The following is a 23,955-nucleotide window of genomic DNA, read 5'->3' as shown; positions in this document are numbered from 1 at the left end:
GGGAGCAATTTTGGGAACGCGATGGAAAACCGCGGCGATTTTCGCTGTGTCGCTGCTTGTGCTGAACGGCTGTCAAAACGACCTGCGGGCCTGGTTCGGACAGACCGAGAAGCCGCAGCACCGGCATGAGCCTGAGCAGACGGAAGACAGTGCTGCGGTGATGACGAAGGAAGCGAAGGAAGCCGTTCAGGTGGATATTATAAGCAAGCAGGGAACGGCGATCGGAACGGCCAAGCTGACGCCGGCCGGCCCGGAAGGCGGCGTTCGGATCGAACTGGAAGCGGCTTCCTTACCGCCGGGGCCGCACGGCTTTCACGTGCATGAGACCGGTAAATGCGAGGCGCCGGACTTTGCTTCGGCCGGAGCGCATTTCAATCCCGAGGCCCGGAAGCACGGCTTGAACAATCCGGAAGGACCTCATACGGGCGACCTGCCGAATCTTGAAGCGGATCAACAAGGCAAGGTTAAGGCGGACTTTGTTGCCAAACAGCTGACGCTGGAGCCGGGACAGCCCAATTCGCTGCGCAAGCCGGGCGGTACGGCGTTCGTCATTCACGAGAAGGCGGACGATTTTAAGACGGATCCTGCCGGCAATGCGGGCGGCCGCATCGGCTGCGGCGCGATCCGGTAAGCATCGGCGAATCGGCGGTCATTGGTACCGTCGATTCTTTTTTCATTCCCGGTTTATCGGGCGCGCCTAAACCACCGAAACAGCAGAAAGCCTGCCACAGCGCAGCCCAAGACGATAAAGAACACCTTCAAATTTCGTTCGATCAGCATAAACATACGCTCCCACTGCTCTCCGAAGACATACCCTACCGCAAAAAACGAAGCAACCCACAGTGCGGCGCCGGCATACGCATAGATGACCACCTTGCGATAAGGGATGCGGATGATGCCGATAAAATACCCGAGGAACTGCCGGACGCCGGGAACGAAAAAGGCGATAAGCAGGAGCTTGTCCCCGTACTTGTCGTAATAACGGCGCGTCTTCTCCACCAGGGACGGCTTCAAGGACAGCCATTTGCCATACCGCTCGATCAGCGGCATGCCGAGCTTGTGTCCGATCCAATACGTAACGGTCACGCCGATGAACGCTCCCGTCAGCGCCGCAGCAAAGGCAGGGAGCCAGGCGAGAACGCCTTTAAAGGATAAATAACCGGTATAGGCCAAGGTGCTGTTCCCGGGAGGAATCGGGAGCGCAATAAAATCCAAAGGCAGACCGATCAGGAGTACGAAATAGCCGTACTGCTCAAATAACTGCTGGACGACATGCAACAGGTTCATCTCTACCTCTCCTCATCACTGCATTCCTTTTATCATAGTAGATCTTCGGGGTAAAGAAAACCCGAAGGAATTTCTGAAGAAAGTCCTAAATCATGCTGAATATTATCTTAACAAGCGCGCTCGGCCGGTGCAGGGACAAGGGTGTAGTAAAGCGGGAAGAGGCAGGTTCGAACTTTTTGCCTCTATGACGGGGGACGCCCTTGTAGTATACTAAAATTCGGCCTTTTTACGGCTTGATCCAGATACGACAGAAGGGACGCTCAAGATGAGATTTGACGTGGACTATATTTCGTTTTTTGTCATTCAAGTGGACGGGGAAGACGGAACGCCGGGCAAACGCAGCAAGCACTATGTTACCATGGACGGTGACGACTACGCGGCGTGCGAGCTCAGCGGGTTTCTGGACGGCGAGTTCGCCAAGACGGCGAAGCGCAAAGCCGAGCGGCATGCCAAAGCCGACCAGGTGCCGACCAAAATCGGGCGTTTTGCGGTCGAGCCCGGATACGACCTGGACAGCAACCCGAATTACAACTTGTTCGCCAGATTGCGCGCCGCCGAGACGCTTGAGCATTTCAAGGGCCATGCGGACGAGCTTGTCACAACCTACATGGATGCCAGCGCGATTCGCGGCGGGGCCATGTTTATCGTGCGCGCAAGGCTCAGTCAATATTCCGACGAGCCGTTCTTGTTCGTGTTTAAATGCGACTTCGAGCAAAAAATCGCGCGCATTACGGACGAGCGGAGTCTGCTCAATAAAGTCGAGATGGCGATCAACGCCAAAAATATGAAGTCGATCATGTACCCTTATATGCCGGAGCCGGGGATGACGGAACTATGGGAGCTGAAAATCCACCAGTCGTCGCATGCACGGTATTTCGAGGATTTTTTGAAATACGTCGAATATGAAAAATCCGTGCCCGAGCTGATGAACGAGCAGGTGTTCGGCTTCGTGCAGCAGTATGTCGAGGAGGTATTCGAAGATCAGCCGGAGGCCAAAGAGCGGGAGCTTGAGGCGATGGAGCTGTGGGCGTGCAGCGAACAGCGCGAGCTGCAGGAGAAATGGGATCAGACGCAGGTGATGGAAGCGACGTCCGTCATGGTCGAGCAAAAGCCCGACCTCGAAATGAAGCTGAAGCTCGGCCACATGTCCGTCCGCGCCTTGCTGGCCGATTTCGGCGACCGGCTGCATATCGCCAAGCTCGGCGACCGGTATGTCGTCGTGCTGGAGGGCGATTTGCAGTTCGACCGCGGGATTTCGCCGGTGGAGCTGCTGGCCCCGGAGCCTCTGGAATCGCTGATGGAACGGCTCAAGCGGAAAGCGGCGGAGGAAGAGCGCGAAGGGATTTATGCGTAAGCGAACGGGCTTGGCGCAGGGTGATTCGTAGAACGATAATTTGGACAAAAAGGGAAGAGAGAAGCAGGAGCCAGGGCTGACGCGGTCACGAACCGCCGTCGGCTTTTTTTTATGAGGCCGGTCCAGAACCATGAAAAACGATTGACTTTAAGGTGGAATCGATGGTAATATTTTCATTACTAACACGACGGTAATAAATCGACAAAATGTAATCGCTTACTGTTTATTTTATGTGATTTGATTATTGAAATACACGTTATTTCTAGCTCTTTATTAATGACAGTGGAGAAAATAAAGAGAAGGGGCAGGTTTACGGCAATTTAAATTTGAAAGCGCAATCAGGAAAAATTATTAAATCCTTAACGATCCGGAGGCGTTTTGCATGAAAAAATGGGCATTTTGTTTCGTCAGCTTATGGTTAATGTTCAGCGTCATTTTGTCCGGCTGCAACTTTACCGGCGAAGCCCCCCAAGGCGCGGAATCGCCAAGCGGCCAAACCTCCCCGAAGGATGGGGAGCAAGCGTCCGGCGGGAACGCAATCACCTTATCCGTGGAAACGGAGATTACGGATTTAAATCAGTTTTCCGCATCCGACAACGTTTCCTTCGCCATCCTGAATAATGTCAACGAAGGCTTGTATCGCTTGGACCAGAAAAACGAACCGTGGCCGGCGATGGCCAAAGGGGTGGATATTTCCAAAGACGGATTAACGTACACCTTTACGCTGCGCGACGGCGTGAAATGGAGCAACGGCAGCCCGGTGACGGCGGCGGATTTTAAATTTGCGTGGCTCGGTTCGATGAAGCCGGAAACGTCGCTTAGCGGGTACGCCTTTATTTTGACGGATTATATTGAGGGCGGCGCGGAGTACGCCGAGGGCAAAGCGGCCGATGTTTCCGGCATTGTGGCGAAGGATGACAAGACGCTCATGGTCAAGCTGAAAAATCCGACGCCCTTTTTCCTCCGCTTGGTCTCCTTTATTCCGTATTACCCGCTGAACGAAACATTCGTGAAGGACAAAGGAAAAGACTTCGCGCTGAAACCGGAAAATATGCTGTACAACGGGCCTTTCGTGCTCACCCAATTCGATCCGGCCAGCGGCGCGGTACTGGAGAAAAACCCGAACTACTGGGACAACGGCTCGGTAAAGCTGGATCAAGTCAATATTAAAGTGGTGAAAGAAATGAGCACCGCTCTGAACTTGTATAAGGCCGGGGAGCTGGACCGGGTGAATCTGTCGTCCGCCGATGTGAGCGCCAACAAAACGAGTCCCGAATTCGGTTCCGACATCGAATTTGCGACGACCTACCTGCAATTTAATTTGAAAGCGGGCGATATATCCAATCCGAACATCCGGAAAGCGCTTCAACGGGCTTACGACAGCAGGGTGCTGGAGCAGCTTTTGAATAACGGGTCGAAGGGAGCCGTGGGATTGATCCCCGATCTCATGAACGGAGCGGGCGGCAAATCATTCCGCGACATGCAGGGAAAGGTGCTTGCGCCGGACGCCGCCAAGGCCAAGGAGCTGTGGGCTCAAGGGGTGAAGGAGCTCGGCCATGCGCCGAAAATCAAGCTGCTCGTCTTGGATGACACAGTGAATAAAGATGTCGGCACGTTCCTGCAAAGCGAATTCAAGAAAAATCTCGGCGCCGAGATCGAGATCGAGTCGATGCCGAAGAAAGCCCGCAACAAGCTGATGGACGACGGCAATTACCAGATGGCCGTCACCGCATGGGGAGCCGATTACGACGATGCCATGACGTATCTGGATCTCTGGATCAACCACACGCCTTATCGCGGGAACTACAATAATCCGAAGTACGACCGCCTGATTGCGGAAGCCAAGAAGGAAGCCGACGAAGCGAAGCGCGTGGACATGCTGCTGCAGGCGGAAAAAATGCTGGTCGTCGAGGACGCCGTGGTTGCGCCGTTATTTTATAAAGGCCACGCCTTCCTCCGGAAACAAAATATCGAGGGACTTGTTTATCACCCCTATGGCGCATCGTGGGATTTCAAATATGCGGCCAAAAAATAATTCATGAGGGAAGGGAGAGGAAGCGGGTTCTTTCTCTCCCTTCCTGTATTGCCGACGTCGCGGGATGGTCTGAAGAACGGTACAAAGAGGTGCGGAAATGAAAAAATATATCGCCCTTCGGGCTGTGTACATTTTGCTCACGCTGTGGATCATTGCGACGCTGACGTTTTTTCTCATGAAGCAGCTCCCGGGATCGCCGTTTGACGAGGAAAAATTGGCTTTGCTGCCGGCTGCGGCGAAAGCGGAAATCTATGCCAAATACAGCCTGGATCAACCGGTATGGAAGCAGTATTTGCATTATATGGGGAGTCTGGCGCGGGCCGACTTGGGCACTTCCTTTTTTTATAAGGGCCGGCCGGTGCTGGACATTATCTTGAATCGTCTTGTTCCGTCCGCGCTCATCGGCGTCCAGGCGATTGTGCTCGGCGCCGCGCTCGGTTTGATCCTCGGAGTGGCCGCAGCGCTCCGCCATAATACGCTGTGGGATGCGGTCACGATGTTCCTCGCGGTGATCGGCGTGTCGATTCCCAACTTCGTCTTTGCCGCATTGCTGCAGTATTATGTCGGGATGAAGTGGGGGCTGCTGCCGGTTGCTTTCTGGAAAAGCTATTCCAGCTCCGTCATGCCCTCCATTGCCCTATCACTGATCGTCATCGCACTGATTGCCCGGTTTGTCCGCAATGAAATGCTGGAGGTACTGCAGCAGGACTATATCGTGCTGGCAAAAGCCAAAGGGCTCAGCCCGTTCGCCATCGTATGGAAGCACGCGATCCGCAATGCGCTCATTCCCGTCATTACGATTCTGGGTCCCATCACCGTGAACATTCTGACCGGCTCGCTGGTCATTGAAAGCATATTTAGCGTGCCGGGGATCGGCAGCTTGTTTGTCGATGCGATTAAAATGAACGATTACACCACGATTATGGGCGTGACGATATTTTACAGCGCGTTTTTTGTGCTGATAGTGCTGATCGTCGATCTGCTGTACCGGGTCATTGACCCGAGAATCCGTCTGGCAGGAGGGGAGAAGTGACCATGCTGAACTACGAATCGCGGGAGCTGGACCGCTTGTTCGTCCCGGCCGCCGTCGATCCACACGAAAGCGAGAGCGTATCCGGCCCTCCCTTAAACGCGTTTCGGGAAAGCTGGCGGCGGCTGCGCCAAAATCGCGGGGCGGTCGTCAGCCTGTACCTGCTGCTTCTCCTCGGCCTCTTGGCGGTGGTCGGTCCTTGGATGAGCCATTATACGTATTTCGATACGAATTACAGCGCCGTTTATCAAGGGCCGAACGCCGATCATTGGCTCGGCACGGATAAATTCGGACGCGACCAGTGGGTCTGAATTTGGCAGGGCACGCGCATCTCGCTGTTTATCGCCCTGCTGGCGGCGGCACTAGATCTGTGCATCGGCGTCGCCTACGGGGCCGTCTCGGCGCTGCTCGGCGGCAGAACGGATACGATCATGCAGCGGATCATTGAGATTTTGGTCAGCGTGCCAAGCCTCATTGTCGTCATTCTGCTGATGATGGCGATGAAGCCGGGCATGTTTACGATCATTGTGGCGATGGTCATTACCGGCTGGGTCAACATGGCGCGATTGGTTCGGGCGCAAATTTTGAAGCTAAAAGAGCAGGAATTCGTGCTGGCCGCCCGTACGCTGGGGGCAAGCAACTCGCGCCTGATCTTGACGCATCTGGTCCCGAACACGGTCGGCGTCATTGTGATCCATACGATGTTTACGATTCCTTCGGCGATTTTTACGGAAGCGTTCCTCAGCTTTATCGGTCTGGGGCTGCAGGAGCCCATGGCTTCGCTAGGCGTGTTGATCAATACGGGGTATCAATCGCTGAACACAAACTACTATTTGCTGTTGTTTCCGGCTTTGATCATAATTGCGATTATGGTGGCCTTTAACATGTTGGCCGACGGATTGCGGGATGCTCTGGACCCTAGAATGCGCAAATAGCTTGAAGCAACATGGAGCTGTGAACGAGAGAACAAGGAGCGATACGAGGATGGAGAAAATTCTGGAAGTCAAGGACCTGGAAATTTCGTTCCAAAGCTACAAGGGGGAAATCCAAGCCGTCCGCGGGGTCAGCTTCGAGCTGGCAAAAGGGGAGACCTTGGCCATCGTCGGGGAATCGGGCTCGGGGAAGTCGGTCACGTCCAAAGGCATCATGCGGCTGCTGCCGCTTCCGTTCGGGAAGATCAAGAACGGGAAGCTTCTGTTGGCGGGCGAAGACTTGATGGAACGTTCGGATAAGCAAATGCGGGAGATTCGCGGGGCCGAAATTTCGATGATCTTCCAAGACCCGATGACGTCTCTTAACCCGACGATGACGATAGGAACTCAGCTCATGGAAGGCTTAATGCAGCACCGGAAGTTAGGCAAGCCGGAAGCGGCGGAGATCGCGCTGGAGCTGCTGGAGCAGGTCGGGGTACCCAACCCGCAAGTACGGATGAAGCAGTACCCGCACCAATTTTCCGGAGGCATGCGGCAGCGTGTGGTGATCGCCATTGCGCTCGCCTGCAACCCGAAGGTGCTGATCGCGGATGAGCCGACCACGGCGCTGGACGTTACGATTCAAGCGCAAATTCTGGACTTATTGAAGGAAATGCAGCGGGAAAAGGGGACGTCCATCATTTTGATTACGCATGATTTGGGAGTCGTTGCCAACATCGCTCGCCGGGTGGCCGTCATGTATGCCGGGCAAATTGTCGAGACCGGAACGGTGGACGAAATCTTTTTTGCCCCGAAGCATCCGTATACTTGGGGCCTTCTTTCCTCCATGCCAAAAATCCATGAGCATACGGAGGCGCTGCTGAGCATACCCGGGACGCCGCCGGACCTGATCCATATGCCGGCCGGCTGTGGTTTTGCCGCCCGGTGTCCTTATGTCATGGAAGTATGCCGGGCTTTGCCGCCGAGAACGACGGCGGTCACGGAAACCCAGCAAGCCGCCTGCTGGCTGTTGGACGAAAGAGCCCCGCGAATTCAGCCGCCGCAAGGTGTGATAGGGCGAGCTGCGCGATGAATGGTTTGCAAGCCGCATGACCATGAAAGGGGAAAAGAGAAGGGTGAAATCAATCAACTGGACCGGGGAAGTTCTGGCAAGGAAAGAAGCGCTGCTGGGCGATCTGGCCGGGCTGCTCAAAATCCCGAGCGTCAAAGATGCAGGCACCAGCGAAGCGGGCAAGCCGATGGGGCGGGAGATCGCCCGGGCGTTGGCGTTTATGCTGGGACTTGCCGAGCGGGAACAGTGGCGCACGCACAACTTGGACGGCTATGCAGGCTATGCGGAATACGGCCCGTCCGAGAGCGCGGATTATATCGGCGTGCTGTGTCATCTGGACGTTGTCCCGGCACCCGGGCCGTGGACGTCTCCGCCCTTTGAACCGGAGGTCCGCGACGGAAAATTGTACGCACGCGGAGCGATCGACGATAAAGGGCCGACGATGGCTGCGTTTTATGCGATGAAAATCGTCAAGGAGCTCGGCCTTCCGATGAAGCATCGGGTGCGGATCATCTTCGGCACGGACGAGGAGCATACGATGAGCTGCATGGAGCATTACCGCAGCATCGAGAAGATGCCGGTGGCCGGGTTCGCGCCGGATGCGGAATTTCCGATCATTCATGCGGAAAAGGGGCAAATCAATACGAGGATCGTCCTGCAAAAGAGCGGCGATGCCGGCGAGCAAGTGGGGACGGGACAAGGGGAAATGGCATTAATTTTCTTTCATTCCGGGAGCGCGGCGAATATGGTTCCCGCATCGGCGGAAGCGGCGGTGACCGGGGAGCTTTCGGTCCTCAAGGCCATAGCGGGGCAATTCAACGATTATTGCAGCGGAAATCACCTGAAAGGCACGGCGGCCCTTCAAGATGGGACGCTCGTCTTGAGTTTGCAAGGGAAGGCGGCGCACGGCATGGAGCCGCAATTAGGCGTAAACGCCGGGCTCAAGCTCGTTCATTTTTTGAGGGATTACGATTTTCAGCCCGATGCGCGGCATTTTATCGGCTGTCTGGACGACTATTTTTATGACGATCCTGCGGGGCGGCGCATCGGGATCGCTTGCGAAGACGAAATTATGGGACCTTTGACGGTGAATGTGGGGATTATGCGGTATGAGGCTTTGGAATGTACGGAGCCTTCGTTTGCTTACCTCAATATCAGGTTTCCGCTTGTGGCGGATGAGCTGCGGCACGTCGAGACCATTCGCGACAAGGTCGGGAAATACCGTTTTGCGATGGAGCCGCCGATTCTGAAAAAGCCGCATCATGTCGCCAAGGAACATCCGATGATCGCAGCGCTTCAGGCCATCTACCGGGAGGAAACCTTGCTGGAGCCCGAATTGCTTACGACCGGCGGGGGCACGTATGCCAGCTTCTTGGATAACGGCGTCGCATTCGGCGCGTTGTTTCCGGGAAAAGAAAACGTCGCCCATCAGACGGACGAATATATCGAGATCGACGAGCTGCTCCAAGCGACCGTCATTTATGCCAGAGCGATTTATGAGCTGGCCAATTTGGATTTTTAATCCGTCGAACTTCCAGGTTTTAACAAACTTTTCGCCTGTGCTCCGTACGTTGTCCAGGGACTACGGAGTTGCAGGCGAACTTGCGTTCTCGACGTCTTTTTCTCCTCCACGTCGTTCATTTCGAACCTCGCTCGCCTCCTCAACCACTCAAACGGAAAAGCACTTCCGACCACGCTGCCATCCCCAAACTTAACCCGGGCAACGGATGCCGGTTATTTGCGGTATAATAAACTTTTTCACGCGAAACTATTTTTTCTTCTTTTCTAGTGAACCTTATGGAGCGACGGAGCCAATACATGGTGTATACAATTTCGGGAGGCCTCCAATGGATAACGAACAACTGAACGTCTGGCTCGACCGGCTGATCGACGGGGATCCGGACGCTTTTGAAGTGATTTACGGCATGACCAAGAATAAAGTGTACGCGACCGTAGCCGCGTTGGTGACTCATCCGGCCGATGTCAACGACATTGTGAGCGAGATTTATTATCAGCTGTGGCGGGCCTTGCCGGGCTATGATCGTACGCGTCCTTTTTTGTTCTGGTTAAACGGGATCGTCATACGGCAAATCCACAGATGGCGGCGGCAGCTTTGGAGAAGATTCCGTTTGCTTGAGAAAAAAAACCGTTTGAGCGTGGAGCCGCATGTGGAAAGGCCGGAGGAACCGCTGCTGGAGAACGAATCGCAAAGAGAAATGCAGCGCCTGATCAATCAACTGCCCTTCAAGCTGCGCATCGTGATTATATACCGGTTTTATTATGATTTTTCGCACGAGCAGGTGGCGGAGCTGCTGCAAATTCCGCTCGGCACGGTCAAATCCAGAAATCATCTGGCCTTGAAGCAGCTGCGCCAATGGTTGGATACTCAAGCAAACAAGGAGGCTTGTTCCGAACATGTCAATCTCGGACGAAATTAAACAATCGCTGACGGAGCAATTCGACAAGACGCAAGTTCCGGAGGAAGTCGACCGGCGGGTAAGGCAATCCTTCAACCAATTTCATGAGAAAAAGGAGAACAAAAACATGAAAAAAACGATCATCGCTCTCAGCATCGCGGCAGCCGTACTGATCCCGACAGGTGCTTATTCGCTCAGCAGCTCTTATTTTGCCAAGGATCAGGCGGACATCAACGGATTGGTCGGCAGCGGGGTAAAGCGCGCGGTATCCGAAGGGCTGTCGGTGCCGGTTGACCACAAAATAACGGATCAAGGCATCACGATACATTTTAAAGAAGTGTATGTCGAGGAAACCAAGGTTCTGATTCATTACCGGATCGAGAAGCAGGACGGCATGCTCGTTCCTTGGGAATTCGATACGACCGGACTGCAGATCATTTCCGACGGGAAGAAAGACGGCAAGCAGGTGGAGAATCCGACCTACCAGGAGCCCGGGTTGGAAGGCTTCAGCCGGCTGAGCTTTATCGGTACGGGACGGAAAGACCATTTGGCGTTTCGCCTGACCGACGCTGCGGGCCAAGAAATCAATACGGGCATTGCGGACAAGGATAAGCCGGAAGGGGTGATCGCCTTCGTGACGAGCGGCGCTTCATTGCCTCAAACGATTAAGCTCAATGTAGATATCGACCGCATCGGCAAAACAAAGGGGAGCTGGAAGGGAGATATCGCCATCGATCAAAGCAAGGCGAAGCAGGCTACCGAAACGGCTCGTTAAGGACCGCATACTTGAATAAAGGGGTAGGGGGAATTTCCCTCTACCCTTTTGCGCTAAATACGTCCAGCAGCAGCTCTTCGCTTTGCTGCGCTTCCCACGTGGCGGCGAAGCGCACTTGATGCGATACGCCCAAAATCTCGTAGCGCTGGGCGAGATGCTGGCGAGCCGTGCCGACGATCAGCGAGTGCAGGCGCACCTGCTTTGAGCGCCCGAGCTCGGCCAGCGCCTCGCGTACGGGCGGGGACACTGCGCCGACGCCGTCGGTGACCATGACGAAATCGGCGTCATGGTAGCGCGGCTCGGCGGACACGAGCTCGATGCCGCGCCGCAGCGGGGCGTCGAAGTGAGTGCCGCCGCCGAAGGCGAGCTGCGACAAGGCGTAGAACGCCGGCCAGTCGGGCTTGCGCCAGTAGAGCGGATGCTCGACCAGCTCGCCGCGGGCGCCGAACAGCAGCAGCCGGAAGTCGCGCTTCTCCAGCAGGCTGAACGCGGCGAACGTGGCGACGAACAGCTGGGCGAGCCGCAGCTTGCTGCCGCGCATCGAATGGGACGTGTCGAGCATGCAGACGACCGGCCCTTTCAGGGGCTCGCGGGTCCAGCCCGTGACGTTGTAGGTGAGCAGCTTGCGCTCCAGCCACTTGACCATAAAATACGCTTCGTAGTCTTCGTCGGCCAGCAGACTCGCTTCGCTTGGCAGCATATGCGTAATATCGCCGGACTGCCGAAGGTCGTCGTAGCTTTCCGGGATGCGCGGCGACCGGAGCTTGCGGCGCTGCGCCTTCAAATGCTGCACGTTCCGGCCGATTTCCTGCAGGAAGGCGATCAGCTCGGGGTGACGCTTCAGCTTCTCGACCCATTGCAGATAATTGGCGAACTGCTGCCGGTGCAGCCGTCCGAGATCGCTGCCCCAGCGCCGGTTGGCGATCCGCTGGCTCGCCTGCAGCAGCTCGAACAGGCTCAAGCTTTCGCTGTCTTCGCGGCCGAGCGATTCCTGCAGCGCCCGGTTGAGCCAGCCGCCGAGCTGAGCTTCCAGCTCCCGCATCGTCTCCCGGTCGCGGCGCTCCAGCCGCTCGATCCGCTTCTCGCGCTCTGCAAGCTCGGCTTCGGCCTTCTGGAGCTTCTGCCGAAGCTTGTCGCGCCGGACGAAGTCGGTCCGCATCTCTTCCTGGAGCGAACGGATGCGTTCCTTCAGCGCGCCGATCTCCGCTTCCACGAGCGGCCGGCTGTCCAGCGCCGCCTGCTTCTCCTCGACGCTGCGCTTGCCGCGCTGCAGCGTGTAGCCGACGAGCTTGAGCTGCTCAAGCTGTTTCTCGTTCAAGCGTTCTTGCACCTGCGATTGGTCCTCGCCTTGCCCTTGACGGCTCTCGCTTAGGCCGATCGTCCGAAGCTGCCGCTCCTCCTGCTTGCGCCGCTTCACTTCGTCCTCGAACGTTTGCGTCAGCCACATGAGCGCCTTCAGCGCCGTTTTGAACGAAACGTTAACCTCGCCCGTCGTCCGCGGATGGATCGAGCGGTAGAAGAACTGCTTCTGCAGCTCCGCCACGAGCCAGCGGTGGAACGGCGGCGCCTCCTGGCTGCGGTCGATCTCGGGGCGGGCCAAATAGAAGCACATGAAAAAATCGGCAAACAGCTCTACCGAAAACCACGGCGTCTGCGCTTTAGCCTCGCGAATCCACTCCTGCGCGGTGCGGGAGGAGTGGACGTACCCGTCAAACACGTAGCGGTCGATTTTTGCCGACCGGATGATCATGCCGAATCACCTCGCTGCCGAGGAAGTCCGGTGAATAATCCGCTTGGGATGCGGGATGTTCATTCATCGGGCTTCTAGAGTGTGTAGTCGTATTGAACGCCCGGGATTTCGCGGTCGAACAGCGTCCGGTACAGCCCCTGCATCGATTGCAAAATGCGCTCGCCCTGAATGCGCAGGTGCGTATATTTCACCGCATACTCCGCCGTTTGCAGAAGCAGGAAATTGCGGTTGCGGATGTAACCGGGCAAGTCTTTTTCCCGCTGCAGCCACTGGAGCAGCTTGCTTTGCAGCTCGCGAGCCTTCTCCTCCAGCTCCAGCCGGCATTCCTCCAGATTGGCTCTCGCCTTGTCCTGTTCTTCCTTGCTCAGCCGGCCGCCGACTTCTTTTTTGAACTGAAACGCATGAAGCGCGTCTTCTTCTTCGAGCCAGTGCTTGGCGATCCGGTCGTAGCGGCGGAGGGGCAGCTCCTTTTCCGTTTCCTGCTTGAGCGCCTCCTGAAACACCTTCTGAAACATCTCATGCAGCGTGCCGTAATCCTCCGGCAGATCCCACAGCATATGCGGGGTATAGACGGTATCCCACACGTTGACCTCGCGGCGGCCGTTCAGCGCAGCCGACGTTTTCCACACCTGCCCGATTTTGCGCCAGCGGCGGTCGGACAAGGCGAATTCCTTCGCTTCCAGCTCGGTTTTGAGCTGGTAAAGCATATAGATCAGCGTTTCGGGAATGACGACAGCCGCGCTTGCCTGCCGCACGGTCTCGATATCCCGCAGCGAGAGCAGGGCGGGCAGCGGCTCGCCCGGAAGCTGGAACATTTTCTCGTAGCTCGACATTTGCTTCAAGTACCCGACCTCGTAACGGATCAGGAAGCGGTCATACAGCGCGGCGAGCTGTTCGTTTTCCTCCGGAAGCTCGTTGGAGGCGGCGATCAGAAACAGCAGCGGCACGCTTTGCTTCTCCTGTCCGTTGAAAAACACCCGTTCGTTCAGGATGGATAAAAGCGCGTTCAAGATGGCGCTGTTCGCCTTGAAGATTTCGTCGAGAAAAGCAAAATCCGCCGCAGGCAAATAGCCGTCCGTCTGCCGAACGTATTGATCGGCTTTGAGCCGCTGCAGCGATACCGGTCCGAACATCTCGTCCGGCGTCGTGAAGCGCGTCAGCAAATAGTCGAACCAGCGGCCGCTTCCGAACAATTGGGAGAGGGCGCGGGCAAGCTGCGATTTGGCGGTGCCCGGCGGGCCGATCAGCAGGGCGTTCTCGCCGGCCATCAGGCCGAGCAGCAGCACCCGGATCAATTCTTCGCGTTCGAGAAACTGGGCTTCCAAATGCCCGATCGCTTGCTCCAGTTTATGGCGTATCGATTCCAGCTCGTTCATATCCATCGTCGCATCCCGTCCGGACGTTGAAGCCAACAGGCTTGAATGAAAATAGGACGGAGACGCTCCCTCCCTCGATCGTTATGTTTTCCTGCGACATCCATTTTCATATTGTAGCAGACCGCAGCCCGCTTTTACTAATGCTCGGATGGATTTTTCATTCCAAACCGCTTCATGCTACAATAAAGATCAAGGGCATTTATGGAAAAAAGGAGAGATGAACATGTCGGTTTACGATTTTTCGGCGAGCACGATTCAAGGCGCGGACAAGCCGCTGTCGGACTATCGGGGCAGCGTGCTGCTGATCGTCAACACGGCGAGCGCCTGCGGCTTGACGCCTCACTACGAAGGACTTCAGAAGCTATACGAGACCTATAAGGATCAAGGGCTGGTCGTGCTCGGCTTTCCGTGCAACCAATTTGCCGGCCAGGAGCCCGGGACGGAGGCCGAGATCGCACAGTTCTGCGAAACGCGCTATAACGTGACGTTCCCGCTGTTTGCCAAAATCGATGTCAAGGGCGAGCACGCGCATCCGCTTTATCAATATTTGGTCTCGCACGTGCCCGAGCCTTACCGGACCGGGGATATCGAATGGAACTTCGTGAAGTTTCTGGTCAACCGTCAAGGCAAGGTTGTCAAGCAGTACCCCGCGCGCACGGAGCCTGCGGCCATCGAGGGAGATATTCAAAAGCTGTTAAGCGAATAAAGCGGCGAGTCGGGCAGTCTGTTCTGTAGCGGGACAGGCTGTTTTTGCCGTTCATGCGGGGAGAAGCCGGGGCTTCGAAAAATACACCCTTTTTCCGAAGAAGAAAACGGTCTATAATAAACTGGTATGAAACGGTATAACCGAAGATTGCAAACGTGTGCAACCAGATCGACTGAGCCGCGGCTTGCGCAAAAGGGAGGCTGGGCCTATGGCAACCATAGAGCAAGTTATAGATCAAAAATACGCCAAGCTGGGGGAAATTTTGCAGTCGATGAACAAAGTCGTCGTCGCGTTCTCCGGCGGGGTGGACAGCGCATTTCTGCTCAAGGCGGCGCTTGAATTTATGGGCAAGGACCGGGTGCTTGCCATTACGGCCGATTCGGAGACGTATCCCGAACGGGAAAAGCTGGAGGCGATCGCGCTTGCCGGGAGCTTGGGCGCACCGCATGAAGTCATTCACACGAGCGAGCTCGATATTCCGGGCTATGCGGAAAATCCGACGAACCGGTGCTATTTTTGCAAGAACTCGCTGTTCGATCATTTGATTCCGATCGCCCATGCGCGAGGCTACGAGCATGTCGTGTTCGGCGCCATCGCCGACGACCTCGGGGAGCACCGTCCCGGGCTGCAGGCCGCTCATGAACGGGGCGTTCGCGCGCCGCTGCTGGAAGCGGGCATCAAGAAATCGGAAATCCGCCATCTGTCCCGCAAATTCGGGCTGGCCACGTGGGATAAGCCGTCGTTCGCTTGTCTGTCTTCGCGCATTCCGTACGGGGAAGCGATCACGGCGGAGAAGCTGTCCATGATCGACCGGGCGGAAGATTTCCTGATTCAGCTCGGTTTCCGTCAGGTGCGCGTGCGTCAGCACGATACGCTGGCGCGGATCGAGGTGCCGGCATCGGAGCTGGCCGACGTGCTGGCCGTCGCCGAGACGGTTCATGCGAAGCTGAAGGAGATCGGCTACGCTTACGTGACGCTGGACTTGAAAGGGTACCGTTCAGGCAGCTTGAACGAAGTGCTTGCGCCACAGGAGCAGTCGGTTCAAGCGGCCGCGCAGGCGTAAGTTCGGAGAGGAGCCGATTCGATGAGCAAACCGAAAATTTACATTTCCAAAGCGATCCCCGAGCAGGTGTTCGCCTATCTGGAGGAGCACTGCGAGTGCCGGATGTGGGACGGTCAAGGCGTCCCTTCCAGGCAAGGGCTTCTTGCGGAGCTTCACGACGTGGAAGGGCTGCTGACGACCGGAGGTCCGATCAATCGGGAGCTGCTGGACCATGCCCCTAAGCTGCGGGCGGTAAGCAGCATTTCAGTCGGGTACAATCACTTCGATCTGGAAGCGATGAAGGCCCGCCGGGTTATCGGGACGCATACGCCGCATGTGCTGGACGAGACGGTCGCGGACCTGGTGCTTTCGCTTATGCTGTCCGCCGCACGGCGTATCCCCGAGCTGGATGCGTTCGTGAAGCAGGGCCGCTGGCAGCGGGGCAAAGGGCTGACCGACGAATATTTCTTCGGCATGGACGTGCACCATCAGACGCTCGGCATCATCGGGATGGGCCGGATCGGCGAAGCGATTGCCAAGCGCGCGGTGGACGGCTTCGGCATGAGCCTGCTTTATCATAACCGCAGCCGGAAGCCGGAGACGGAGGAACGGTTCGCCGCCCGCTACTGCAGCTTGGACGAGCTGCTGCGGGAGTCGGACTTCGTCGTAATGATGACGCCGCTGACACCGGAGACGGAACGGATGATCCGCCAGGAGCACTTCGAAAGGATGAAGCCGACGGCGTTCTTCATCAACGCTTCCCGCGGGAAGACGGTGGACGAGCCCGCACTGATCCATGCCCTGCAAGCCGGACTCATCCGGGGCGCGGGACTTGACGTGTTCGATCCGGAGCCGCCGGGCCCGGACAATCCGCTGCTGCATATGCCGAACGTGGTCACGCTGCCGCATATCGGCTCGGCCACAGCGAAGACGAGGCTCGATATGGCGATGCTTGCCGCGCGCAATCTCGTTGCCGCCTTGACTGGGGGACACCCGCCGAATGTTGTACCGGAGCTGCGGGAGCTGCTCGAAAACAAGTAGCCGGATCCGGTTCTATAAAAGAATTAGCAAGTCCGAAAGCCGCCGAGCGCGGCTTTTTTTAATGGTTCTTTTTCGCTAAACAGGGAGGAGACATCTGAGTTCCGTTATCGGTGGAGAACGACGTCCTTTTTCCGTTGTATGGACTGCTAACAAATTTTTTTGCGGTACGGTGTCTTGACTCTCCTGCAGCAGGAGGGATTAAGCTAATTGTGTAATCGAAATACGCGCGTATTCAAAGGAGATTACACACACCGGGCACCGGATTACGGACCGAAATTCAGGTTTCCGTTACGAAGTCCGGAAGCGGAGCCCGGCCATTATTATTAAAGAAAGGATGAGGATATATTACCGGATCATCGCTGTTTCGCAACCGGGTCGTACAGGCCATTATGCTGTCGATGGCGTTCTCGCAGCTCGGCATCTGGGTACGCAATCTGTCGGTTTTATTATTTGTCATGAAGCAATCGGGAGGGGACCCGTTCGCCGTCTCGCTGATTTCGGTTGCCGAGTTCGGGCCGATCTTCGTATTCTCGCTGATCGGCGGAGCCTTCGCTGACCGGTGGCGTCCCAAGCGGACCCTCGTTCTGTGCGAGCTTTTGAGTGCGCTCTCGATCATTGTCGTGCTGCTTGCCTTGGTTCTCAGCACGTGGAAGGCGGTGTTCTTTGCCACCCTGATGTCCGCAATCGTGTCGCAGTTTGCGCAGCCGTCCGGCATGAAGCTGTTTGCGAAGCATGTGCCTGCCGAACAAATGCAGACCGGCATGTCCATACTGCAAACGGTCATGTCGTTATTTATGGTTCTCGGACCGGCGATCGGAACATTCGCCTATCAAAGCTTCGGGATGGAGACCGCTCTAGGGATCACCGGCGCCGCCTTTATTTTTTCGGCAGTTGTGCTTGCATGCTTGCCGCCGGACGGCATGGAAGAGGCTGCAAAAAGACAGACGGGGCTGTATCAGGAGATCGCCGACGGGTTCCGTTATGTCGTATCGAATCCGGTGCTCAGGCGATTAGGGGCATGCTATTTGGCGGTCGGGCTTGCCGTCGGGTTGATTCAGCCGCTTGGCATTTTCCTTATTACCGAAAGACTTGGGCTGCCGGAGGAGCAATTAAGGTGGACGATGACCGCTTACGGGCTCGGAGAAGTGATAAGCAGTCTTCTTATAGTCGGTTTTGCGGGAAAAGCCGCTCCGCAAAAGCTGCTAAGCTTAGGGATGCTCGTCAGCGCGGTCGGTACCGCGGCGGCCGGATGGTCCGCACAGCTTTGGCTTACAGTAAGCGCTTCCTTCCTGATCGCGCTTGTTCAGCCGTGCATATTTATTGGAACGAATACGTTAGTCATGCAAAATGCGGACGAGACGTTCATCGGTCGGGTGAACGGACTGCTCACTCCGCTGCTGAGCGGTTCCATGGTTGTCACGATGAGCCTGGCAGGGGCGATCAAGCAGGCGACATCGCTGGTGGCCGTTTATGAAATGGCGGCCCTGCTGTTTTTGGCCGGCTTGGCGGTGCTTGTCCCGCTTATCCGGCAGTCTGGCAAGAAGGGGCAGGCGGAGCGCTCCGAAACGACGCAAGGTTAGTACCGAATAAAAGTAAAAAAGGCCGGACTTCCGCCCCGGCCTTTCGCTTTACTGCGCCGCCTTCACAAAATCGCCTTGAACGCCGGCGATCAACGGGGAAGGATCGCCCGAATAATACAGCTTCAGCTCGTGCAGAGCCCGGGTGCAGCCGACATAAAGCAGCTTCGCGTCCTGCGGCGTCTGCGCGTAATGGACCGGATCGACGTCCACGAGCAGGACGGAATCGAACTCGAGTCCTTTGGCCATGTACACCGGAACGACGGAGACGCCGCCCTCGTACTGCTGCTGGCCCGGGACGATCAGGTTCACGCCGTCGCATCCGGCGGCGAGCAGCTGCGCGTGCAGCTCGCGGCACCGCTCCTCCGTGCGGGCGAGGACGGCTAGCGTGCCTGCGCCCTCGCGCTGCCGGTGTTCCTGCACGGCTCCGGCGAGGCGCTGCGCCAGCGCCGGGCCGTCCGCTTGCGCGAGCTCGACCGGCTCGCCGCTGCGGAATACCGGCACGGCCAGTGCCGGCGGCTCGGCAAGTCCGCGCTTCAGCACTTCGTTCGCGAAGTAAATAATTTCCATCGTCGATCGGTAGCTGCGGTTCAGCGTATAGTAGGCGCGGTTCTCTTCCGGGAACAGCGACAACAGCTCTTGCCAATCCCGAACGCCTTGGTAGGCGTGAATGCCTTGCGACAAATCGCCGAGAATCGAGAACGAACCGTTCTTTGTGTGCAGTGCCAGCAGCGCCACCTGGAATGGCGAGAAGTCCTGCGCTTCGTCGATAACGGTATGGTCGAAGCGCAGATCGCCATGGATGCCTTCGAAGCGCTGGCGAATAAAGAGCAGCGGGGCGAGGTCCTCCGGCTGCACCAGCTTTTTCTTGGCTGCCGTGAGCGTGGCTTGCCGCACCTCTTCGGGAATGAACCGCTCATCCGCCTCGGAAACGAAGGGCAGGGCGCCGGACTCCGCCGTGCGGAACAGCTCCTTGTAGAAGCCGAAAGGCGAATAGGCCGTCCATTGCTTGCCATAATCGCGAAGCCGGGCGGAGCCTCGCTTCTTGTAATCCTTCTTCAGGTGGACCTCCCATACTTTATCGAGCTCCATCTCCAGCCATCGCTTGATTCGGGCCAGCACCCGCTCGCGGCGCTTCATCAGCGGCTCGTGCTTGTATTCCACCGCGTACCAGTCGCGGATGGTGCGGTACGGGAGCTTGGCGCCGTCCCACGGAACAAAGTCCGTCTGCGGCACCGCCTGCAGCTCGTATGCGTTCAACAGCCCGTCCAGCCACTGCATAAAGCGGAGCGCGCCCTTAAACCGGCCGGGGGCCGTATCGTCCATGACCGGGCGCGCCGCGCCGACGGCGAACCAATGCCGCAGCGCTTGTGCCGGGTCGGCCAGCTTGACCTCGTGATCCAGCAGCTCCAGCGCCCAGTCGGAGAACGTGGTTTGCTGGATATGCCCGACGCCGAGCTCCGGCAGAACGCCGGAAATATAATCGAGAAACATGCGGGAGGGCGCGAAAATGATCATTTTTTCCGCTTTGACTTGATCCCGGTATTGATAGAGCAGGTAAGCAAGCCGATGCAGGGCCACGGTCGTTTTCCCGCTTCCCGCGACGCCTTGAATGACGAGCGCATGGTTTTTGCCGGCACGAATGATCGCATCCTGCTCAGCTTGGATCGTCGAGACGATGTCGCGCAGCTTATTGTCTTTATTCTCGCCGAGCCGGTACAGCAGGAACTCGTCCGTAACCGCCATCGCGTCCGATGCGCGGTCGAACGTATCGACCACGCGCTGCAGAATCTGCTTGCGGATCACAAGGTTGCGCTTCAAGTAGACGAGCCCTTGCACGACGCCATCGGGCGAATCGTAGCTGACCGCTTCGCTGCCTCCCGTGAACGAATAAAAAAGGCTCGCTACCGGAGCACGCCAATCGACAACCATCAGCTCGGGAGAGTCCGCCTTTTCCACGCCGGATTTACCTATATAGAGCGGGGCCGGACCGGGCTTTCCCGTTTCATGAAAATCCAGTCTGCCGAAGTAAGGCTCGGGCAGCGCGTGCGCCAAGCTGCGCCGCTTGTTTTCGCGGATCGACTCCAGCACCTGCTCCGTCATGTCGTGTCCCGTATAGGGCGGTATAGCCTGAAGTGCTTCCAGATGCCTTTCCATTTCTTGAATCGTTTGCTCCAGCCGTTCTTTCTCCTCCAAGTAAGCGCTTTGCAGACTAGATTCCATGGGTCCGTACCTCCGTTCGTGTTATGAATTCCCAAAAATGGACAGGAGTAATACTATAGCATAACGGAGCTTGGCGTTGCAAGCGTTTAAACGCTTTTTTCACAAGAGGTCAACCTGTGGGGGGTCCGGTCGGTTCAGCGGGTTCTCATGGATGACAAGGAGGACTTACAGCGGCGGAATGCTTTGTGCGAACCGGAACACGTTATCCGGATCGTATTTCCGCTTGATCCGGCGCAGCGCGCTAAGATTGGAGCCGTAATACGCCTGCGCCCAATCGGCGTCGAAGACGTTCGGGTAATTGACATACTGGCCGAACGTATAAGGGAGCAAAGCCTTCCGAATGCTCTCGGCCCAGCGGAGATGGGCTTCGTCCGCCGCCGGATCGGTCCACTGGGTGATATACTGCATATGGAAGCTTGCTTGGCGATGAACGAAAGCGGTGGCATGGGCAGGAATCCGTCCCAGACGGCCGCCAAGGCTCTCGAAGATGATCATGCAGATCGGACTCGGGGCCGCATCAAGGAATGCGGCAATCGTCGATATCGCCCGAGGCGGCAAAGGGCGGTACACTAAGGCGCCGCTGTTTTTGAACCGGTGCCGGTGCTCGGGAGTCATTTGCCACTGCGCACTTTCCTTCTTCAACCCTCCGAACCGGTACAAAGCCTCGAGATAAGGCACGGTCGTGATCTCCGTTTCGACGGGCATTCCTGCCGCAAGCAGCGGGGCCAGCAGCTCGCGAAGCTGCCATTCGGGTCCGACAAACAGACCGGAGGAGGTGCAATAGCCTCCGAAGCCGGCCGACAGGACGAGTGAAGGCGTCAGCCGTTCGTCGACCGAGGGCGCCCAATGCTGCCATACGTTCAGCAGCAGCGGCAGATCCCGCCAAGGCCAGACAATCCGGTAGATGGCAACGCATGATATCGGGTGCACCCGAAACGTAAACGAAGTGGCGATGCCGAAATTTCCGCCGCCGCCGCCGCGGGAAGCCCATAGCAAATCCGCATGCTCGCGGTCGTTGGCCCGGATCACCTGGCCGCTGGCAAGTACCGTTTCGACCTCCAGCAGTTGATCGCAGGAAAGTCCGAGCAGGCGGGAGAGAAATCCGTATCCGCCGCCCAGCGTCAGCCCGGCAATTCCGACGGTCGGGCAAGTTCCGCCCGGAATGGTGACGCCGTGCCGCCACAATGCCTCATACAGCGGAAGCAGCCGGACACCGGTTTGAACGGCGGCGGTCCGATTCACCGGATCGAACCGTACGCCGTTCATCGGGCTGACATCGATGACGATTCCGCCGTCTGCGAGGGTGAAATCCTCGTAGCAGTGCCGCCCGCTGCGTACGCGGAGCGGATAGCCGTTCTCCCGCGCCCAGCGGACGGCATTCACCACATCGCGGACATGCCCGCAAAAGACGATGGCAGCCGGATACTTCGAGAACCGGGCATTGTAGCTCATTCTGGCGTCATCGTAATCCGCACTTCCGGGGAGCACAATCCGACCCGTAAGCGAGCTTATCGATCTCATGCAGCGGCTCCACTCCTTTGTTCAAAGTCCCCACCGTTCGTTTCATTTATATTCAAGCGGGTTGTTGAAGATTTACCGTAAACCACATTTTGGAGGAACGTCCAATCATGCGCATGATATGGAATAAAGTAACTGCGAACGATGAATACTAGTGGCATTAACGTAAGATTGAGGTCGAGGAACCATGCAGCATTTTACCCGCAGCAACAAAAGCATGAACCGCTCGCCGGCCTCACAGCAAAACAGTCAGCAGGAAGGCGGCAACAACCCGTCGGACAGAAGCAACAATCCATCGGACGGCGGGAAACCGTTGGATAGCGCGCTGCAGAATAACCTGGAAGCGATCAAAAGCCAGTTTGGGAACAGCTCCGATCTTATTGTCAGGATCATTTGTGCCGGACCGAGTGCTGCGGTCCAATGCGCATTTGTCTACATCGGAGGTCTTGTGGATTCCCAATCCGTATTCCGTTTCATTGACTCGTTTCTTTCTGATGCCGATAAGCACGAGTTGGCCGATTCCCATCAGGGGATGGGCAATATGGATTGGATTTTGCGGCATATGCCTGTTACCGTCGGGGATATCCGCGTCGAAAGCCGGCTCCAGTCTTTATATTCCTCCTTGCTTACGGGACACACGCTCCTCTTGATTGACAGGTGCAGACAAGCGTTGTCGGTTAACACAAGCGGAGGGGAATACCGAAGCGTTTCCGAGCCCATAGCGCAAACCGTCGTCCGCGGGCCGCAGGAAGGATTTACCGAATCCGTCCATACGAACATCGCCATGATCCGCCGGAAAATTAAAAGCCCGAACGTAAGGGTGGAATCCAGGCAAGTTGGACGCGTGACACAAACGGACGTCTGCCTCATGTATATTCACGGCATTGTAAATGACGAAATTCTCCGGCGCGTCCGCGACCGTCTCGGGCAAATTGATATCGACGGCATCCTGGAGAGCAACTATATCGAGGAATTCCTTCAGGATAGCAAATATTCCGTTTTTCCAACCGTTAACAATTCCGAGCGGCCGGATGTGGTCGCCGCTGCCTTGCTTGAGGGGCGCGTAGCGATCCTGATAGACGGAACGCCCTTTGTTCTGATTGTGCCTGCGGTGTTTACACAGTTTATGCAGGCGGCCGAAGACTATTATCATCGGTCCGATTACGGGCTGATTCGCATTTTGCGATATATCGCGCTTATGATCTCCTTGCTGGCGCCCTCGCTCTATATCGCGATTACCACTTTTCATCAAGAGATGATTCCGACGACGCTTCTGATCAGTCTTGCCGGACAGCGGGAAGGGATTCCTTTCCCGGCTCTGATCGAAGCGCTGATGATGGAGGTAACGTTCGAGCTTTTGCGCGAAGCCGGAATTCGCATGCCCAGAGCGGTGGGAACCTCGATCTCGATCGTAGGCGCCCTGGTGCTGGGACAAGCCGCGGTCGACGCGGGCCTCGTTTCTCCGGCGATGGTCATTATCGTATCGATTACGGCAATTGCCGGTTTTATATTTCCGAGCTTCGAACTAGGTATTTCGGTGAGAGTTCTTCGCTTTGTGTTTATGGGGCTGGGCGCCTCCTTCGGGATTTTCGGCATCATTGTCGGACTTGTCGTGCTGGTTCTGCATTTGAGCCACTTAAGCTCCTTCGGCGTACCGTACTTGTCGCCCGTAGCCCCGTTCAGGCTATCCGATCAAAAGGATGCGATTGTGCGGGTTCCTTGGTGGCAAATGTATACGCGTCCCGATGCTTACCATCCTCAGAATCAGCATCGCCTTTCGGACGAAGCCGCTCCGGCCAATGAGACCAAGCATAACCGGGGAGATCAGACTCAAAGGTAGG

18 protein-coding genes and 1 pseudogene are annotated in these 23,955 nt (G+C 56.8%); 14 read left to right on the top strand and 5 right to left on the bottom strand.

Features of this window, described 5'->3' with window-relative positions:
- Positions 1-10 precede the first annotated feature (10 nt).
- Positions 11-631, top strand: coding sequence for a superoxide dismutase family protein (locus PEH01S_RS08875; protein ID WP_127484927.1), 621 nt, complete (start codon positions 11-13; stop codon positions 629-631).
- Positions 632-684: 53 nt separating this feature from the next.
- Here the strand turns inward: PEH01S_RS08875 and PEH01S_RS08870 are convergent, their stop codons facing one another.
- Positions 685-1,287, bottom strand: coding sequence for a DedA family protein (locus PEH01S_RS08870; RefSeq protein ID WP_025844453.1), 603 nt, complete (start codon positions 1,285-1,287; stop codon positions 685-687).
- A gap of 265 nt (positions 1,288-1,552) precedes the next feature.
- Between PEH01S_RS08870 and PEH01S_RS08865 the strand changes: the two genes are divergently transcribed.
- The 8 genes and pseudogenes from PEH01S_RS08865 (at position 1,553) to PEH01S_RS08830 (ending at position 10,881) form a co-directional block, all read left to right on the top strand.
- Positions 1,553-2,641, top strand: coding sequence for a DUF3900 domain-containing protein (locus PEH01S_RS08865; RefSeq protein WP_025844455.1), 1,089 nt, complete (start codon positions 1,553-1,555; stop codon positions 2,639-2,641).
- A gap of 382 nt (positions 2,642-3,023) precedes the next feature.
- Positions 3,024-4,676, top strand: coding sequence for a peptide ABC transporter substrate-binding protein (locus PEH01S_RS08860; RefSeq protein ID WP_127484925.1), 1,653 nt, complete (start codon positions 3,024-3,026; stop codon positions 4,674-4,676).
- Positions 4,677-4,773: 97 nt separating this feature from the next.
- Positions 4,774-5,709, top strand: a complete 936-nt coding sequence (locus PEH01S_RS08855; protein WP_025844458.1) for an ABC transporter permease — start codon at positions 4,774-4,776, stop codon at positions 5,707-5,709.
- A gap of 2 nt (positions 5,710-5,711) precedes the next feature.
- Positions 5,712-6,641 (top strand): annotated as a pseudogene (locus PEH01S_RS08850) (ABC transporter permease).
- Between the two features lie 49 nt (positions 6,642-6,690).
- The gene (locus PEH01S_RS08845) at positions 6,691-7,710 is read left to right on the top strand and encodes an ABC transporter ATP-binding protein (RefSeq protein ID WP_127484923.1); all 1,020 of its coding nucleotides are present in this window, start codon (positions 6,691-6,693) and stop codon (positions 7,708-7,710) included.
- A 43-nt stretch (positions 7,711-7,753) separates the two neighbouring features.
- The gene (pepV, locus tag PEH01S_RS08840) at positions 7,754-9,211 is read left to right on the top strand and encodes a dipeptidase PepV (protein ID WP_127484921.1); all 1,458 of its coding nucleotides are present in this window, start codon (positions 7,754-7,756) and stop codon (positions 9,209-9,211) included.
- 325 nt (positions 9,212-9,536) lie between these two features.
- Positions 9,537-10,127: a sigma-70 family RNA polymerase sigma factor gene (locus PEH01S_RS08835; RefSeq protein ID WP_127484919.1), complete on the top strand. Its 591-nt coding sequence runs from the start codon at positions 9,537-9,539 to the stop codon at positions 10,125-10,127.
- A complete protein-coding gene (locus PEH01S_RS08830) occupies positions 10,105-10,881 on the top strand; it encodes a DUF4179 domain-containing protein (protein WP_127484917.1) in 777 nt (258 codons plus the stop codon). The genes PEH01S_RS08835 and PEH01S_RS08830 overlap by 23 nt, the downstream gene beginning before the upstream one ends.
- A 40-nt stretch (positions 10,882-10,921) precedes the next feature.
- Here PEH01S_RS08830 and PEH01S_RS08825 read toward each other — a convergent pair whose 3' ends face one another.
- Together PEH01S_RS08825 and PEH01S_RS08820 are read right to left on the bottom strand one after the other, a co-directional pair.
- Positions 10,922-12,631 carry a vWA domain-containing protein gene (locus PEH01S_RS08825; RefSeq protein WP_127484915.1) on the bottom strand — a complete coding sequence of 570 codons (1,710 nt, stop codon included), beginning with the start codon at positions 12,629-12,631 and terminating at the stop codon, positions 10,922-10,924.
- A gap of 74 nt (positions 12,632-12,705) precedes the next feature.
- The gene (locus PEH01S_RS08820; protein ID WP_407669427.1) at positions 12,706-14,013 is read right to left on the bottom strand and encodes an AAA family ATPase; all 1,308 of its coding nucleotides are present in this window, start codon (positions 14,011-14,013) and stop codon (positions 12,706-12,708) included.
- A gap of 217 nt (positions 14,014-14,230) precedes the next feature.
- On the opposite strand from PEH01S_RS08820, the gene PEH01S_RS08815 reads away from it, so the two are divergent.
- From PEH01S_RS08815 to PEH01S_RS08800, 4 genes are all read left to right on the top strand, one after another.
- Positions 14,231-14,713, top strand: a complete 483-nt coding sequence (locus PEH01S_RS08815; protein ID WP_025844473.1) for a glutathione peroxidase — start codon at positions 14,231-14,233, stop codon at positions 14,711-14,713.
- Positions 14,714-14,921: 208 nt separating this feature from the next.
- Positions 14,922-15,776 carry an ATP-dependent sacrificial sulfur transferase LarE gene (larE, locus tag PEH01S_RS08810; RefSeq protein WP_025844475.1) on the top strand — a complete coding sequence of 285 codons (855 nt, stop codon included), beginning with the start codon at positions 14,922-14,924 and terminating at the stop codon, positions 15,774-15,776.
- 21 nt (positions 15,777-15,797) lie between these two features.
- Positions 15,798-16,796 carry a 2-hydroxyacid dehydrogenase gene (locus PEH01S_RS08805; protein ID WP_025844476.1) on the top strand — a complete coding sequence of 333 codons (999 nt, stop codon included), beginning with the start codon at positions 15,798-15,800 and terminating at the stop codon, positions 16,794-16,796.
- 344 nt (positions 16,797-17,140) lie between these two features.
- A complete protein-coding gene (locus tag PEH01S_RS08800) occupies positions 17,141-18,376 on the top strand; it encodes an MFS transporter (protein WP_281281439.1) in 1,236 nt (411 codons plus the stop codon).
- A 48-nt stretch (positions 18,377-18,424) separates the two neighbouring features.
- Here PEH01S_RS08800 and PEH01S_RS08795 read toward each other — a convergent pair whose 3' ends face one another.
- Entirely contained in the window at positions 18,425-20,596 is a 2,172-nt protein-coding gene (locus PEH01S_RS08795) for a HelD family protein (protein ID WP_127484911.1), read from the bottom strand.
- 165 nt (positions 20,597-20,761) lie between these two features.
- Positions 20,762-22,117: an FAD-binding oxidoreductase gene (locus PEH01S_RS08790; RefSeq protein ID WP_127484909.1), complete on the bottom strand. Its 1,356-nt coding sequence runs from the start codon at positions 22,115-22,117 to the stop codon at positions 20,762-20,764.
- Between the two features lie 184 nt (positions 22,118-22,301).
- Here PEH01S_RS08790 and PEH01S_RS08785 point away from each other — a divergent pair, with 184 nt between their 5' ends.
- Positions 22,302-23,954: a spore germination protein gene (locus PEH01S_RS08785; protein WP_127484907.1), complete on the top strand. Its 1,653-nt coding sequence runs from the start codon at positions 22,302-22,304 to the stop codon at positions 23,952-23,954.
- Position 23,955 lies beyond the last annotated feature (1 nt).

It is taken from the genome of Paenibacillus ehimensis NBRC 15659 (assembly GCF_004000785.1).
GTDB classification, from domain to species: domain Bacteria; phylum Bacillota; class Bacilli; order Paenibacillales; family NBRC-103111; genus Paenibacillus_G; species Paenibacillus_G ehimensis.
Note: the sequence above shows the minus strand (reverse complement) of the source record. Positions and strands in the feature narration are given on the sequence as shown.